The following is a 12,950-nucleotide window of genomic DNA, read 5'->3' on the forward strand; positions in this document are numbered from 1 at the left end:
ACATCAGGCCACCGCCGCCACCTCCCGCTCAGATCGTCAACCCCGTCTTCCCCCATTCCCCGCGAAGAACCTTTTTTTTTACCAGTATCAGGAGCGCGACGGCGGCCACCGCCACGCCAATGAGCATGAATTTATGTTCGCCCATCAGTTCCACCATCCCGGTTTGACGATGCTATCCGGCTGTTTGCCGCCCAGCAGTGGACTACTGATGCTCGCCAGGTAATCCGTACCGCCGCCCAGCCAGTCAGTATTGCTAATGCCGCTCCACAGGTCGGCAAGGCCCATGCGGCCGGCGACGGTTTCAGGGTTATATGGCGCGCCCAGCATCGGATCGTAGTAGCCGCCCACCTGGCCGCCCACCATGACGCCGCCGACGATGCCACTACCTGCCCCCGCTGCCGGCGTCTTGAACTGCTTGTACAGCATGAAGCCGACGACGACCACGGCGGCGCCCATCATGAGATCCTGAATATCCTGTTTTTTCACGCGAGTACTCCCCCTGCGTTGATATATTCGGCCTGCAACCGCGCCAGCGACTCTTCACGCTGGCCGTAGCCGGCGCCGGGCAAGCTGGCCCATTCCTTTTTGCACTTCTCGACGGCGGCGGCAAACTGGCCGTTCTGCGCCAGGCGCAGGCCGCCACGCTGACGGATCAGTTCAACGCACGCGCGGTCCTGGCTGGCCGGGCTGAAATCTGGAAGACCCAGCTTTGCCTGCACGCCATTCCATGTGCGCTGGATGATCTGATAGGCTCCGGCAGCGGTGGAATAATCGTTGATCCGCGGTATCCAGATTTTCACCCGCGGATGGTCGGAATAGTCGTCAAACAAGCTGCCGCCGACGATGGTGCGGTATCCATCTGGCCCCAGCGTCCCCTCGCCCACGCGGATTGCCCGCATGAACGCGGCCAGGTTGCGGCCCTGCTGCTCTGGTGAAACGTTCGAATTCATATCGGTAAATTCCTGAAAAAGTGCGTCTGCCTGGTCAAATAAATCAGGCGCCTGATAGTCTGCGTCGCCGTCATCCGCCCCGCCCTGCCCGGCCTGCAGCCAGAGCAGCAGGGCGGCGGCGGCCATTCCTATCACGATGTATCTGGCATGCATGGGCTAGAACGCCATCACGACGATTCGCAGTTGCACGTTATTCGCGGTCAATGCTATCGAGCCAGGGTTGGTACAAAATACAGTCACGGTATCCCCGCCAGGCGCACCAAAAAAGTGCAACAGTGCGTTTGGCAGCGATCCGTTCATGGCCGTCACGACGACCGCGCTATTTGCCGTCACACCTAGCATGGACAAGTTGATTGTTGCTGAGCCACCTGAGGCGATGTTGCCAAATGAAACCGTTGTCACCTGGCTGAACACGCCCCTTATCGGTGCACACTTGGTGATTTTGTCGAGCGCGCCGATACGCACGCCATTGGCTGCATACGACTCCACCACACCCGTATCGCCCTTGCTGTTCCAGCTGCCAGAGACCATATCGACCGCCCCGCCGACAAACCCGCCCAGCGGTGCATCACCCCGGAAGGTTCCCGGGTAAATATTGCCAATCGCGTAGTTTGTGTAATTGGCTATGGTCGGTCCTGATACCGTCAAGCCGTATGGCATATTGAGCAGTTCAAAAATGGTGGTGTTGTATTCGATATAGCCACCGATGATTTTCATTTCCGAACTACCGTCATATCGCACGGCCACGGCGGCGCCATCGAGCGACACGCCGATAATCTCCGTTGCGACGCTGTTTTGCACGATGACGTTAGTCTCGTAGCCCTTGATAATGCCGCCAATGATTTTCGAATCGTTGCCTGCAGCATCGCCAGAAACTGGACCGGTGAACGACACACCAAAACTTCCGGCCCAGGTCTTTTGATTGTAGAAATTTTCCCAATCGCATTCGATTACCCGCGTCCGGTAACAAACCGTACTGGATCCTGGCATAGTGGCGTCAACGCCCCGGTATACGTCTTTTCCGCGCAGATATTCCAGCCTTGTATGCTGAGTGTTTGGAAATTCGGTGTCGGCCGTGACCTTGACCGCCGTGGCACGTATCGAGGTACTTTCCTGGCTGAACTCCATAGACCGCAATGTTTGGTGCATGCCCTTAATCGTGAACCCGCCCGCGTCGCTCGATAGGATCACCTTATTGCCCTGCCCATCCACAATTAGGGGATTTGCGTTGGATGCGATCACTACGCGCCCCGACAGTGTATGCGGCGTATTCATCACCACACGGCGCTTTCCCGCCGCCATCGCCGCATCAATCGCGCGTTGTAATTGCCCTGTCGAATCCACCTCGCCAGCTAGAAAATAATCCTCCGACGACAGCGTTTCGCGTAATTTGTCCTGCGCCGTCCGGGATCGGGCGCCAATGCCGGCCTGAATAAACCCGATGATCGCCGATCCGTAGGGCGCGGCCATCGCCGCTTTCAGCCGCGCCAATGCCGCAGATATCAGGCCGCTCATTTTAGTCCTTGCATTTGTACCGGCGTGGCCGCCGTATCGCTGACCACGTACCAGGCCGCGCCAGCGGCGTCCGTCTCGTTCCAGACGTCGCCAGGTAGCAGCACGACCGCCGCGCCGGCCAGCGTGACGCCAGCGCCACCAATGGCGATGGTGGCCGTGGCGTGGCCGTTGCGCACGCGCAGCCGGCGCAGGGTAGCGTCAGCGACCAGGGCGACTGCGGCCAGGCCGGCGCTCACTGGCGCCAGGTTGACGATGGCGGAACACGGGACATTGGATACCGCGAACGTCGCACCCGGCTGCTGCACCATCGGGATCGCTTCCGCATTGGTGTTGTCGATTGTGACCATGCCCAGCACGGGCGCCACGGTGCCGGCGAATTCCACCGGGATCGGGTCGGCATTGGTGATGTTGACGCCCTCTGGCACCTTGACGGCAGCGCCGTCCGCGACGCCCAGCTGTACATCCTCAAACGACAGGAAAATGCCGACTGTGGTGGTGACGGCCGCCGTCAGCATCACGCCGTCGTAGGCCTCTACCAGGCGGAATGCGGCTTTGCGCATCGGCATGGTGCTTTGTGGCGTGCCGTTGCGAATGGTGGCGATATCGACGCCATCAGCGTCGCCGGTCGAGTCCAGCAGGATCAGTTTGCCGGCCACGTTGTGGGTGTACGGCACGCCGGCCTGTAGGCGCAGTGCGTAATAGGCCATTATCGGATTCCTTTGAATGCCACCAGGGCGACCAGGGCCAGCGCGCCGGCCACCATGATTTTTTGCTCACCGGCTTTGCTGGTTTCATAGGCGGCGGCGATTTTGTTGTCCGAATCCTTGTAGGCGTCCTGTACCGATTGCATGGCCGTCTTGGTGGTGGCCGCCTGGCTGGCTGCACTGGCCGCCAGTTCATTGGCGGCGCCAGCGCTGATGAATTCCGCGAAGTTAAACGCCTTGCTCGATACAGAGTCGGCAAATTTGAAGCTGCTGTCGACCGCGCCATGGTCGGTCTGGCTGATGCTGACATTGCCGAAGCTGGATTTGTTTGCGACCAGGTTGACAGAGTCGGTGGCCGCCACGATGCGGTTATCCGGCGACTCCTGTATTTGCGTCTGGCTGGCGTCCGTTTTTGCTTTGCTGGTGCTCATTTTTTCAGGCGCTTTCCCATGCAGTAGGCGTCAAGCGCCCACCCTTGTTTTAATAATTTTCGGACCAGCCCCCGGCGTCTGGTGCGCAGTGTGATGCGCTCAGCGCCCGGCCCTTGCGTTTCAACGTGCGGCAGGACACTTGCCACCAGATCGACGCCACGGACGCCGCCAGCGGCCGCTACGATGATCAGTTCAGCCCCGTTCGTGCATTGTTCGATACGTAGGGCGTAGCGGCAGACGATTTCACCGGCCAGCACCACTTCGAACAGCGCGGCGCCGGACAGGCCGGCGTCCATGCTCCCGAGCCCGCCGCTGGTATCTCGGCTGGCCGTGTAGGCGGCGGCATAGGCGGCGCGCGCGGCGTCGTCCAGCACGCCCGGGCGGATCAGTGCTTTTTCTTGAAGAGCAGGAACGCCACCGCCCCGGCTGCTGCGACCATCATCCATGTTTTGCTCGTCATCCCTTGATCGCCGCTACCTTGATTGACATTCCAGTCACCGGAACTGATGCCGCCGCCGCTACCTTGGTAGCCGCCCTTTGCGTCGGCATTGGCCCCGGACGATGCGGACAGCTGCAATGGAGGCAGTGCGGGCATCATTTGTTCATGATCCACAGCGCGGCCAGGCCCAGCCCAGCCCACACCAGCATGTTGTTATTTTTGGTCTGCACGTACTGGATCTGCGCCTGGGCCTGCTGCTGCGGCTGCGCCAGGCCGGCCTGCATCTTGATCTGGTCACGCTTGAGCGCGTAGTTCAACACGTTGGTGAGCGTGCCGAAGATGGCGTTTTGCGTGCTGGTATCGAGGAAGACGCCCGAGCCGTTGCCGGTGCTGGTAGACGGCTGCATATCCTGCGCGCCGTTCGACACATCGCCGTAGATTGGCGAGTAGTCATTGCCGCCGAAGCCGAGGGACGTGGAGTAGTCCGTACCCCCGATCCCGAAATATTCATTGAATGACGCCATGATGATTCCTTGCTATGTGATAAGCCCGGCGCGGCCGGGCGGCCTGGTTACGACAGCTTTTTCAGGTCATCCACATAGTCAATGAAGATTTTCACGCTGTCGGGCGCCGAGGTGGTCAGGCGCAACAGGCACTCCACCACCTGGGCAGTGTTGAGCATGTTCATCAGGTTGCCGTCTTCAATGAAGTCGAGCACCAGCAGGTTTGCCTGCGGCACCAAGCGGTTGCGCTTTTGCATGTAGGCGATGCTGCCCACTGCTGCACGAATGCGTGGCGTGCCGTTGGTGCGCAGTTCCGCTTTGGTCACGTTGCCCGTGTTGTGAATCCAGATGCGCTTGATCAAGCCACCGTTGACGGCTGCTGGCAGCATCAAATCGTTTTCGCCGGCCAGCGACAGCGGCGCGTTGAAGTCCTTGCGGCGCAGGATGAACGGGTTTGGCGTCGGATCGCGGAATTCCGAGTCGACCGAGATACCGCTCGACGCGGCGGCGCCGGCCTTGATCTCAACTTCGAAAGTCAAGCTGTTCAGCTGGTTGCGCGGTACGGAGGCCAGATACTGCGCGGCGGCGCCGCCCCGGGTGTTTGGTTCGGTAAAGTCCAGCGTGATGACGTTCGCATCGACAAACACGCCCTGGTAGGCATCGCGCACGCCGATCAGCGCGCCATCATCGACAAAGAACGTGACGCCGTTCGCCTTGCCTTCAATGCGGCCGACGTTCGACTTGGTGAGGCCGCCAGTCAGCTGCAAATGAATCTTGTCGAAGGTGGCGTTATACGACACTTTCAGCACGGCGGTGGCGCCCGGGTGGACGTTTTGAATGTCGATCAGCTGGTCTTTATTGGAACTCATGTTTTTCTGTCCTGAATTGGGTTACTGGGTGCACCGCGACGTGCTTACTGGCCGCCTGGCAGATACGGGCCGACGCCAGGGATAGCGAAAACTTTTTTCTGCATGATGTACACGGCTGCGAAGGCGGCCAGCGCGATCAGCGCGGTATGCATGGTTGCTTTGTTCATGGTCTGGTCCTGGTGGTTATGGGGTAATCGATTCAACAGGGCCAATGCTGCGGCACGGGGCCGCTATCGCAAATAGGCTGTTACCGGTACCCATACCGTTACAGGGATTTGTTGACGCCCTGGCGCACTGTTTTGTCAGGATTTTTATGAAAAAAGTGAAAATTAGGCAAATCCCGCAAGAGCCGGTGCGGCTTTATCGCCACAGGCTTTCCGCCAGCGCCTGGCTCATAGGTGATTTGCAGGCCTAATGCATCAGCCATTACCTTGGCGTCGCCGTCGTAATTGAGGCCGTAGCACCGCAACTGCGTGCAGTTGCCCAGGAAATCCTTGTCGATATTGGCCGGGCGCTGGGACGTGCCGATGATGGTCAAACCCTGATGGCGGCCAGCGGTCGACAGATTGCGCCATGCAGGCGGCGACCAGCTGGGCATGGTCACGCGGCTCAACTCCTCGACCAGCACGGTGGCGTTCTCAAGCTCCCAAACGATGCGGCAAAACCGATCGAATTGAATTTTGACCTCACTATCCTTGCCAGTCGGCACGTAGACGATCGCCTTCGCGCCGGCTTTGACCTGGGCCACCAGTTCGGAGATTTTGCCGGTCACCACCACGCCCTGGCAGAAGCTGCCGTATTTGTCGGACTTTTCCAGCGGCGACCAGACCAGCAGCCGGCTATACGACCGCAAAAGTTCCCCCTTGATGAAGGAGCTTTTGCCGGTCCCGGACGCACCAATCACCGCGATGATATTGGCCTTGTTTTTCGTCCCTTGTGATGTTTTAGACTCGCTCACTGAAATTCCCCGGTTTCTGGTGCATAGGGTTGCCCTGCTCGACCACATCGCCGGTATCCGGATCGATATCCTTTTCCGGCTGCTGGGCCTCCGCCGCCTCTGCCTTCGCGGCCTGGCGCGCGCGGATGGCGGCCACAGTCGGCAGCACCAGCGGCACGCTGGCGACGCACAGGGCGATTTCCGGCCCGAATCGCGCAATGGTGGCGCCAGCGTCCCAGTCGTACTTGTCGGCGACCGCCGCCATGCCCTGCCCCCATGCCAGGCACTTGTCGGGGGTGTACACGCCGTGCAGTTCCGGCATCGCCATGCTGATCAGGCGCCCGAACATCAGCGGTATCTGCGCCCAGGTCTGCGCCGGATCGATGGCGTTTTCATCCGGCGGATGGAGGAAGTCCTGTTCCGCTTGGCTGGCGGCCGCCTCGTCGCCGGCCGCCTCCATGGCGATGCGGTCGAGCGGGTCGTTCGGATCGAGCGCCGCCGGCTTGCCGCCCTGTTCTTCGTTCAGGTCAGGCATCGGCCACCCCCGCAAGGATCGGTGTGAACCACGCCGCGCGCTTGGCCGGTGGCGGCGCTGGTGGTGGCGCCGGTGGCGTTACCGGTGCTGCCGGTTCCGGTACGGTAGCCGGCGCTGTAACGGTATCCGCTACCGTTACCGTTACAGGCCGCATGCGCTTACGCAACTGGCCGTCACGGAAGGCATTGCGGGTGAATGTCTGCGCGTTGCAGTCGGTGCAATGAATGTAGGCGTGGACGTTTTTGTCCTCCTTTACCTCTGCATCGGCAAAGCCGCAGACAGGGCAATTCACATGCCCGATTGCTGTTTTTTTCATGGAATCCCTTGCGGCCCCGAAGGGCCGGCTTGTTATTTTTTTGGTTTATCGGCAGCAGCAGCAGCCTTCGCCGCCTCTTCCTGGCGCTTGGCGGCCGCCGCCTGGGCCTGCGCGGGGGTCTGGTTGACAAAGGTACTGTCCTCGTAGGTGGCAGCGTCCTTCTTGCTCATGTAGGGGCTTCGATTGGTCATTTTGTCGCTTTCTTCAGGTGTTGCCATTGCAAGTGAATTGCCAGTTCGCGGAAAAACTCTTTCGCCGGGCCCGGCAATAAAAACCCGTACTGCTGGTAAAGCGCTACAGCCTTGCGCTCGAGCGCCAGGCCTTTTTCTGTATTCGGCATCAATGCCCCTCTGGATATTTGCGCTGCAAGTGCAGCAAATGGGCGCTGGGCGCGCCCGCTGGGCGTTTCTTGTGGCGCCGGTACTGCGCCAGCTGGTCTACCCGCTCCACCGGCACGCCGGTGTCAGGGTGAAAACTCCGGCCAGCATCGAAGGCCGGAGCAAAATTTTTATTTTTCGTGGTCGGCTGGATGCGCGTCCAGGGTGCTGGCGAACAGTTATTTACACCAGTCCGAGGAACGGCAAGGGCCACCCCGGCCCGGTCTATCGTCCAGCGGTAGCGGGTGGACTCATAGACCGCATGCGGCTGCGCCGCCAGATACACGCCAACCGGCCTGTGCGCCTCTACCTGCTCATAGCGCCCTTCGACGTCCTCTACCCGCTTCGCAAGCTGGATCGTGGCCTGACGGCCCACGGTGGGGCCGCCCATGGCCCGTATGAAACGGGCGAAGTCGGCGCGCTGGGCGATTGCGGGATTGTCGGACTCGACTTTCTGCGCGGCCTGGTAGGCCTCGCGGATGGGCTCAGGCGCATTGCGCACCGATTCCGCCGACAGGCGGCGGAACTCGCGCCACACGCCCACCGGCACGCCGCCGATCTGCTGGAACTGACGAATGCCCCACACCTGTGACCAGTACGTGACGCGCTGGGAGGCCGTGAATTCCATGTTGCCGAACAGGTCGGGCGCGATGATGTACGTGCCGCCATCCTCGAAAACCTTGTGGTCCCCTACCCCGGCGCCGTCGATGTTCTTGCTGACGTATTTGGCGATGTAGCCGGCAGCAGTACCTTTGCCGGCCTCGATCCGCACCAGCTTGACGCGGTTTTGCACGGCGCCGGCCTCGCTGCCATCCTCGCGCATGGCGTAGATGGTTATGATCAACTCCATCATTTTCTGATGCTCAGGCGTGACAAACAGCAGCATGTGCCAGTGTGGGCATCCGTCCGTGTGCGGCTCGGCGATGCGAAAGCCATACGGCCGGATACCGCGCCGGTGCAGCGCCGATCTGATGCGCTTCCAGGCGTCGGCCAGATAGGCCTGCGCATCGCGCGGCGTGGGACTGCCGAACTCCGTGTATTTCGCGTTCGTGCCGCCCACCGAGTGATATTTGCTGGGGCAAGTGATTGTCCAGAACATGCCGACGTGGCGCATTTTGTCCGCCACCTCTTCGAAGCCCCGAATGCGCAGCATCAATTCGCCACGGCGGAGCGTTTTATTGCCCATGCCCAGGGCGGCCAGTTCGGCCAGGGTATAGACGTCGCCGTTTTCATTGGTGGCCGTGACGGCGGCAAGCGCCTTTTGATTGGCCTCGTTTTGCGCCGCCTGCGCCAGGCACGTTTCGCGGCTGACATACGGATCAGCGCGCACATGTGTTAGGCCCAGCTGGATCGAGGTGTGTTCGAAGCGGCGCATCAATTCCTTGCGCAGTGCGCGGCGCCACCACGCATGGTCAGCGGTGCGCGCGATGTAGCCGCCGATGGTCTTCTTGTCGTCAGGCGGCAGCACGCCGCGCCGTTGGCAGATTGCATCGATCGCAGCCTTGATGGCGTGCGCGTCATGCAGGCGGGAGCAGACCTCGTAGCACTCGCGGGCGGCCTGCAATGCGGCGGTCGATATCGCGCCCGGCCCGGTCATGGCGCCGTATTGGTCGGCCAGCGGCAAGCGCTGGTCGTCGGCCAGCACGGCATCGACCACGCGCTGGCGCGGCACGTTCAGGCCGCCGAACATGCGATTGACCGCGGCGGCCATGCGCGATGGTATGCCCATCTGCTGGTGCGGCAATTTCGCCGGCCCTTGCCGCCATGCTGACCGTAGCGGTATCACATGTCGCTCCTGGCCCTGATCCGTTCCATTTTTTCCGCGTGATATCGTTCGCTTTCTCTTTCGCCTCGCGCATGCTCCAAAACGAGCGTCAACACCAGCAACAAAAAAAGCAGCACCATGCCCACCACCCATACCCACAGCGCGCTCATCAATGCACCCCGCCAGCCGGCGCCGGCATGCGCCCGCCGTTCATGCATTTCTGCGCGATTTCCAACTGGGCGCGCAGCTTGGCGACCTCGCACCATATGCGACCACGCTCCAGCGCATCGAACTTGCACAGGGCATCGCTGGCGCGCTCCTTCGGCATGCGCGCCGACATGACGGCCACCATGCGGGCGGCCAGCGGCAAGCGCATCCAATACGCGGCGCGCACGGCCTCAACGTCTGCCGGCGTGGCGATCGTCGCCAGCACGGCGGCGGCGCGCTCCATGCGCAACTCGCGGGGGGTGGCCTCTACCTGGGCGCAAACCACCGCGAATTCGGCCAGATATTTTTGAGTTTCCAATTCCGCGCTGGTCAGCTGGGGGCCGGCGACGGCGGCGACGGCCGCCAATTCTTTGGTCAGGTATTGCATGCGGGTACCTCATCGCCATTTATGGCGCTGCTCGATGCGCTCGATCGGGCATCGTCATTTGCGCCGGTAGCGGCCAGCATCGCCGTTTCAAGATCTCGCATCGCCGAAAACAGCGAAGCACGTTCGATCGCCGGCAGCTGCTCCAATCGCCGTATCCAGCGAGCCGTCTTGCGCTTGATGCGCTCGCGCTCCCGGAAGTCTTTGCCGACATAGGTGTAATCGGCGATGACTGCCGGCGCCTCGTAGTTCATCCATACCGACTCGGTGCGCACGCCGCCCCGCGTCATGGCCTGGAAGTCGACACGGTGCCAGCCCTCGCTTTCGGCGAACTCGTCATAAATGTCGTTGCGGTACCCGGACAGCATGAAGCGCACGCCGCGATCGCTTATCGTCATAAGCAGCGAGAGCAGATCCCGGTGGTCGGCATCGGTCATTTCATAGGCGTAGATCGATTTTTTGGTGCGGGTGGACAGCACGTATGGCGGATCGAGGTAGACGAATTCATCGCCGGACCACTGGTGGCTTTTCAGCATCGATATCGCATCGTCATTGATGACGGTTGCTCGATCATCGCCAGCGGCGGCGATGGTCGACCGCAAAACGGCGGCCTGTGCCGGGTCGCGCTCGATCAGAAATGACGATACTGCAGGACTTTTCCGCTCGTAGATATTGGCGCCGCCCGCGAACGCCTCGATGTAGACGCGATGCGGTGGAATCAGGTTGATGATGGTTTGGAAGACGCCTGCGCCGCCTTTGCCGCCCGGGTACTTCATGCCGTGAATTCCACCAGGGCGGCGCGCAGTTCGGCCAGGCGCATCACGTCGATACGGCGGAAGGTGGCATCTGGGTGGGCGCGGTCAACGCGGTGCTCCAGCACGGCGATTTCCAGGCGGATGGCCATTTCGATCTGGACAAATGCACCCGTGGAAATTTTGATTGTTTTGTAATAAATTGTTTCGGACATGCTGGCCTCCCCAGGCGTTTATGCATCCCCGGCAAAGGAGTCAAGCGGCCCGCGAAGCGGCATTGCCTGGGGAGCAGAAGGAATTACCGCTCGACAAGACGCACTTTAGTCGGTTTTATTCCGACTAGTCAAGGAACTTGTATGACCTTGATAGTCGTTCAAAAAACGACTACTCTCGTAATCTACAATTCCTGGGGAGGATAAATGCTCAAAAAATGCGCACTCGCGCTGACTTTCCTGCTGCCGCTTTCCGCGTCGGCAGTCGATGAAATTGATGTGTCATGCGGCATGTCGGTTAGGTCGTTCTTCGAGCCACTTATTCAAAATCGCCTGATCAATCCAAAGCCTGCGCAGGTCGAACAAACCGGCTCAATTAATCATTTCAGGCCGAAGCTTCTTAAGCGGCTGACGGCTTACGGCATGACTGTAAAAAGCGTTTTCGGGTATGCCAACGAGCCTCTTCTGTTTATGAACAATGGCAACGGCAATCAGGAAGTGTATGGGGTGATCGTCTCGGAGGGGATTGCGAACGTGCAGGCACAGCTAAATTCGGTTGGCAATACCGATGCCCGTACATTCAGGACGGACTCAAATACAACAATCATCATGTGCAAGGGGCTATAAGTGAAAACTACTGCTGAATACCTGGATGCGGTTAAGACCGCTTTGGGCCTGCCAAGCGATTACGCGCTGGCAAAATACTGGGGCGTCTCTAAGCAGGACGTCAGCGAATACCGCGCAGGTAAACGCACGCTTGGCGAGGACCGAGCTATAGCCGTCGCTGAGATATTGGGCATCGACCCAGCGGAACCGCTGATCGCATCTCATGCCGAGCGCGCCAAGTCAGATCAGGCAAAGGAGGTATGGACCGCCCTTTTTGCTCGAATTGAGGGTTTTCTGTCACTGCTGCCACACGCTAAATCGGTACGGAGTCTCGCACTCCCCCGGTAGCAGCAGTTTAAATTTTAGCCGAATGACAACGAGAATTTATATTATGTAAAATGACGTGCTTGGGGAAGGAAGGGTTTCGCTTTATTGCCGTAGTACCAAGAAGAAGCTGACGCGGCGTGACCGTTTCCTCTCTGAGATAGACAGCGTAACGCCGTGTGGCAAGCTGCATAGTACTTTCGTCGGCATCGACCTGGGCCGCGAATCGGCGCCGGAAGCGACGACCTTGCTGAAGTTCCGCCACCTGCTTGAAGCCAAGGGGCTGACGCGCGAGATCTTCGACACGATTAACGGGCACTTGGCCGAGAAAGGCTTGATGATGCGCGAAGGCACTATCGTCGACGCTACGCTGATCGCCGCGCCACCGTCGACCAAGAACGGCAAGCGCGATCCGAAAATGCACCAGTCAAGAAAATTGAAGTCCTTTTTCTTCCTTCAATTGCTCAATAACTGATATTCGTCGATCATGTTGATTACATAGATTGGTATAAGGCTCTAACTCTAACCTCAAAACTTCCCTTGGAAATTTTCTATAAAGGTCTTTAAATGCGGCGGCTTGTTTATACCAATGTAGGAAAGCTCCATTCTTGTCATCACTAAGCGTGCCCTCACAGTAATTAATGAGTTCATCTAATAGGCCGATACCTTTCAAATTATCATGCATAGAAAGCATCGCCGAAGTTTCGTACCTCCAAGGATATTTTTCTTCTTGCGTTCTCCAGTAGTCTAGATAGCCAGAATTTTTATAAGCAGCAGCAAGCTCAAAATCCATTTTTGGAAAATTTACTGAAGCTTCGATAATATTCTGCAAGTTCAATATTTTGGGATATATTCTTCTTGCCGCCTCTAGTAGATTGTTTGTGACCGCTGTCATTCCTTTAGTGTCGTCTCCTGCACTAAGGATATTTTCAATTTCCTGCTCTGTTACTTGAATCGAAAAATTTTCAACTCGATGCAATAGGCTGGAATTTTTCAGATCATCAGGTGTACAAAAATTGGGATTGTGATGTAAATTAATTCCAACACTAGGGAACCGCTTATATGGACGCCTCCCGGAGGTCAAGTAACTTCACACGATAGGTTCAGTTGAGGTCGCAGTCTT

At 59.0% G+C, this 12,950-nt stretch carries 23 protein-coding genes and 1 pseudogene; 3 read left to right on the forward strand and 21 right to left on the reverse strand.

Annotated elements, in window-relative coordinates:
* Window positions 1-144: 144 nt before the first annotated feature.
* The 20 genes from ACP7B7_RS31095 to ACP7B7_RS31190 all read right to left on the reverse strand — a co-directional run bounded on the left by ACP7B7_RS31095 (window position 145) and on the right by ACP7B7_RS31190 (window position 10,900).
* Entirely contained in the window at window positions 145-459 is a 315-nt protein-coding gene (locus ACP7B7_RS31095; RefSeq protein WP_426079273.1) for a hypothetical protein, read from the reverse strand.
* 23 nt (window positions 460-482) lie between these two features.
* Window positions 483-1,076 carry a glycoside hydrolase family 104 protein gene (locus ACP7B7_RS31100; protein ID WP_426079274.1) on the reverse strand — a complete coding sequence of 198 codons (594 nt, stop codon included), beginning with the start codon at window positions 1,074-1,076 and terminating at the stop codon, window positions 483-485.
* Window positions 1,077-1,106: 30 nt separating this feature from the next.
* On the reverse strand, window positions 1,107-2,465 hold the full coding sequence (locus ACP7B7_RS31105) for a hypothetical protein (protein ID WP_426079275.1): 1,359 nt from the start codon (window positions 2,463-2,465) through the stop codon (window positions 1,107-1,109).
* Complete coding sequence (locus tag ACP7B7_RS31110) at window positions 2,462-3,172, reverse strand: hypothetical protein (protein ID WP_426079276.1); 711 nt, start codon at window positions 3,170-3,172, stop codon at window positions 2,462-2,464. Before ACP7B7_RS31110 ends, ACP7B7_RS31105 begins: the two co-directional genes overlap by 4 nt.
* Entirely contained in the window at window positions 3,172-3,600 is a 429-nt protein-coding gene (locus ACP7B7_RS31115; RefSeq protein WP_426079277.1) for a hypothetical protein, read from the reverse strand. The genes ACP7B7_RS31110 and ACP7B7_RS31115 overlap by 1 nt, the downstream gene beginning before the upstream one ends.
* The gene (locus ACP7B7_RS31120; protein ID WP_426079278.1) at window positions 3,597-4,046 is read right to left on the reverse strand and encodes a hypothetical protein; all 450 of its coding nucleotides are present in this window, start codon (window positions 4,044-4,046) and stop codon (window positions 3,597-3,599) included. The genes ACP7B7_RS31115 and ACP7B7_RS31120 overlap by 4 nt, the downstream gene beginning before the upstream one ends.
* Entirely contained in the window at window positions 3,986-4,198 is a 213-nt protein-coding gene (locus ACP7B7_RS31125; RefSeq protein WP_426079279.1) for a hypothetical protein, read from the reverse strand. Before ACP7B7_RS31125 ends, ACP7B7_RS31120 begins: the two co-directional genes overlap by 61 nt.
* A complete protein-coding gene (locus ACP7B7_RS31130; RefSeq protein ID WP_426079280.1) occupies window positions 4,195-4,563 on the reverse strand; it encodes a hypothetical protein in 369 nt (122 codons plus the stop codon). The genes ACP7B7_RS31125 and ACP7B7_RS31130 overlap by 4 nt, the downstream gene beginning before the upstream one ends.
* 47 nt (window positions 4,564-4,610) lie before the next feature.
* Window positions 4,611-5,411 carry a major capsid protein P2 gene (locus ACP7B7_RS31135; RefSeq protein WP_426079281.1) on the reverse strand — a complete coding sequence of 267 codons (801 nt, stop codon included), beginning with the start codon at window positions 5,409-5,411 and terminating at the stop codon, window positions 4,611-4,613.
* A 44-nt stretch (window positions 5,412-5,455) separates the two neighbouring features.
* Window positions 5,456-5,578: a hypothetical protein gene (locus tag ACP7B7_RS31140; RefSeq protein ID WP_426079282.1), complete on the reverse strand. Its 123-nt coding sequence runs from the start codon at window positions 5,576-5,578 to the stop codon at window positions 5,456-5,458.
* 98 nt (window positions 5,579-5,676) lie between these two features.
* Window positions 5,677-6,369, reverse strand: a complete 693-nt coding sequence (locus ACP7B7_RS31145; RefSeq protein ID WP_426079283.1) for a hypothetical protein — start codon at window positions 6,367-6,369, stop codon at window positions 5,677-5,679.
* The gene (locus ACP7B7_RS31150; RefSeq protein WP_426079284.1) at window positions 6,356-6,883 is read right to left on the reverse strand and encodes a hypothetical protein; all 528 of its coding nucleotides are present in this window, start codon (window positions 6,881-6,883) and stop codon (window positions 6,356-6,358) included. The genes ACP7B7_RS31145 and ACP7B7_RS31150 overlap by 14 nt, the downstream gene beginning before the upstream one ends.
* Entirely contained in the window at window positions 6,876-7,199 is a 324-nt protein-coding gene (locus ACP7B7_RS31155) for a Lar family restriction alleviation protein (RefSeq protein ID WP_426079285.1), read from the reverse strand. The genes ACP7B7_RS31150 and ACP7B7_RS31155 overlap by 8 nt, the downstream gene beginning before the upstream one ends.
* A 32-nt stretch (window positions 7,200-7,231) precedes the next feature.
* A complete protein-coding gene (locus tag ACP7B7_RS31160) occupies window positions 7,232-7,390 on the reverse strand; it encodes a hypothetical protein (protein WP_426079286.1) in 159 nt (52 codons plus the stop codon).
* Complete coding sequence (locus tag ACP7B7_RS31165) at window positions 7,387-7,539, reverse strand: hypothetical protein (RefSeq protein WP_426079287.1); 153 nt, start codon at window positions 7,537-7,539, stop codon at window positions 7,387-7,389. Before ACP7B7_RS31165 ends, ACP7B7_RS31160 begins: the two co-directional genes overlap by 4 nt.
* The gene (locus ACP7B7_RS31170) at window positions 7,539-9,287 is read right to left on the reverse strand and encodes a replication endonuclease (protein ID WP_426079288.1); all 1,749 of its coding nucleotides are present in this window, start codon (window positions 9,285-9,287) and stop codon (window positions 7,539-7,541) included. The genes ACP7B7_RS31165 and ACP7B7_RS31170 overlap by 1 nt, the downstream gene beginning before the upstream one ends.
* Before the next feature lie 71 nt (window positions 9,288-9,358).
* Window positions 9,359-9,511, reverse strand: coding sequence for a hypothetical protein (locus tag ACP7B7_RS31175; protein ID WP_426079289.1), 153 nt, complete (start codon window positions 9,509-9,511; stop codon window positions 9,359-9,361).
* Entirely contained in the window at window positions 9,511-9,936 is a 426-nt protein-coding gene (locus tag ACP7B7_RS31180) for a hypothetical protein (protein WP_426079290.1), read from the reverse strand. The genes ACP7B7_RS31175 and ACP7B7_RS31180 overlap by 1 nt, the downstream gene beginning before the upstream one ends.
* Window positions 9,924-10,709, reverse strand: coding sequence for a DNA adenine methylase (locus ACP7B7_RS31185; RefSeq protein WP_426079291.1), 786 nt, complete (start codon window positions 10,707-10,709; stop codon window positions 9,924-9,926). Before ACP7B7_RS31185 ends, ACP7B7_RS31180 begins: the two co-directional genes overlap by 13 nt.
* On the reverse strand, window positions 10,706-10,900 hold the full coding sequence (locus ACP7B7_RS31190; protein ID WP_426079292.1) for a hypothetical protein: 195 nt from the start codon (window positions 10,898-10,900) through the stop codon (window positions 10,706-10,708). The genes ACP7B7_RS31185 and ACP7B7_RS31190 overlap by 4 nt, the downstream gene beginning before the upstream one ends.
* Before the next feature lie 204 nt (window positions 10,901-11,104).
* Between ACP7B7_RS31190 and ACP7B7_RS31195 the strand changes: the two genes are divergently transcribed.
* The 3 genes and pseudogenes from ACP7B7_RS31195 to ACP7B7_RS31205 all read left to right on the forward strand — a co-directional run.
* The gene (locus tag ACP7B7_RS31195) at window positions 11,105-11,524 is read left to right on the forward strand and encodes a hypothetical protein (RefSeq protein ID WP_426079293.1); all 420 of its coding nucleotides are present in this window, start codon (window positions 11,105-11,107) and stop codon (window positions 11,522-11,524) included.
* Window positions 11,525-11,851: a hypothetical protein gene (locus ACP7B7_RS31200; protein WP_426079294.1), complete on the forward strand. Its 327-nt coding sequence runs from the start codon at window positions 11,525-11,527 to the stop codon at window positions 11,849-11,851.
* Window positions 11,852-11,906: 55 nt separating this feature from the next.
* Window positions 11,907-12,281 (forward strand): annotated as a pseudogene (locus ACP7B7_RS31205) (IS5/IS1182 family transposase); the annotation flags it as partial.
* Here ACP7B7_RS31205 and ACP7B7_RS31210 read toward each other — a convergent pair.
* A complete protein-coding gene (locus ACP7B7_RS31210; RefSeq protein WP_426079295.1) occupies window positions 12,255-12,911 on the reverse strand; it encodes a hypothetical protein in 657 nt (218 codons plus the stop codon). The pseudogene ACP7B7_RS31205 and the gene ACP7B7_RS31210 overlap by 27 nt on opposite strands.
* Window positions 12,912-12,950: the final 39 nt, after the last annotated feature.

The organism is Janthinobacterium sp. PSPC3-1, assembly GCF_049896105.1.
Taxonomy (GTDB): domain Bacteria; phylum Pseudomonadota; class Gammaproteobacteria; order Burkholderiales; family Burkholderiaceae_D; genus Janthinobacterium.

Bases quoted from the DNA above. Each gene is read 5' to 3' on its own strand.
- ACP7B7_RS31095 (WP_426079273.1), bottom strand. From the start codon at position 459: ATGATGGGCGCCGCCGTGGTCGTCGTCGGCTTCATGCTGTACAAGCAG.
- ACP7B7_RS31100 (WP_426079274.1), bottom strand. From the start codon at position 1,076: ATGGCCGCCGCCGCCCTGCTGCTCTGGCTGCAGGCCGGGCAGGGCGGG.
- ACP7B7_RS31105 (WP_426079275.1), bottom strand. From the start codon at position 2,465: ATGAGCGGCCTGATATCTGCGGCATTGGCGCGGCTGAAAGCGGCGATG.
- ACP7B7_RS31110 (WP_426079276.1), bottom strand. From the start codon at position 3,172: ATGGCCTATTACGCACTGCGCCTACAGGCCGGCGTGCCGTACACCCAC.
- ACP7B7_RS31115 (WP_426079277.1), bottom strand. From the start codon at position 3,600: ATGAGCACCAGCAAAGCAAAAACGGACGCCAGCCAGACGCAAATACAG.
- ACP7B7_RS31120 (WP_426079278.1), bottom strand. From the start codon at position 4,046: ATGGATGATGGTCGCAGCAGCCGGGGCGGTGGCGTTCCTGCTCTTCAA.
- ACP7B7_RS31125 (WP_426079279.1), bottom strand. From the start codon at position 4,198: ATGATGCCCGCACTGCCTCCATTGCAGCTGTCCGCATCGTCCGGGGCC.
- ACP7B7_RS31130 (WP_426079280.1), bottom strand. From the start codon at position 4,563: ATGGCGTCATTCAATGAATATTTCGGGATCGGGGGTACGGACTACTCC.
- ACP7B7_RS31135 (WP_426079281.1), bottom strand. From the start codon at position 5,411: ATGAGTTCCAATAAAGACCAGCTGATCGACATTCAAAACGTCCACCCG.
- ACP7B7_RS31140 (WP_426079282.1), bottom strand. From the start codon at position 5,578: ATGAACAAAGCAACCATGCATACCGCGCTGATCGCGCTGGCCGCCTTC.
- ACP7B7_RS31150 (WP_426079284.1), bottom strand. From the start codon at position 6,883: ATGCCTGACCTGAACGAAGAACAGGGCGGCAAGCCGGCGGCGCTCGAT.
- ACP7B7_RS31155 (WP_426079285.1), bottom strand. From the start codon at position 7,199: ATGAAAAAAACAGCAATCGGGCATGTGAATTGCCCTGTCTGCGGCTTT.
- ACP7B7_RS31160 (WP_426079286.1), bottom strand. From the start codon at position 7,390: ATGACCAATCGAAGCCCCTACATGAGCAAGAAGGACGCTGCCACCTAC.
- ACP7B7_RS31165 (WP_426079287.1), bottom strand. From the start codon at position 7,539: ATGCCGAATACAGAAAAAGGCCTGGCGCTCGAGCGCAAGGCTGTAGCG.
- ACP7B7_RS31170 (WP_426079288.1), bottom strand. From the start codon at position 9,287: ATGGCCGCCGCGGTCAATCGCATGTTCGGCGGCCTGAACGTGCCGCGC.
- ACP7B7_RS31175 (WP_426079289.1), bottom strand. From the start codon at position 9,511: ATGAGCGCGCTGTGGGTATGGGTGGTGGGCATGGTGCTGCTTTTTTTG.
- ACP7B7_RS31180 (WP_426079290.1), bottom strand. From the start codon at position 9,936: ATGCAATACCTGACCAAAGAATTGGCGGCCGTCGCCGCCGTCGCCGGC.
- ACP7B7_RS31185 (WP_426079291.1), bottom strand. From the start codon at position 10,709: ATGAAGTACCCGGGCGGCAAAGGCGGCGCAGGCGTCTTCCAAACCATC.
- ACP7B7_RS31190 (WP_426079292.1), bottom strand. From the start codon at position 10,900: ATGTCCGAAACAATTTATTACAAAACAATCAAAATTTCCACGGGTGCA.
- ACP7B7_RS31195 (WP_426079293.1), top strand. From the start codon at position 11,105: ATGCTCAAAAAATGCGCACTCGCGCTGACTTTCCTGCTGCCGCTTTCC.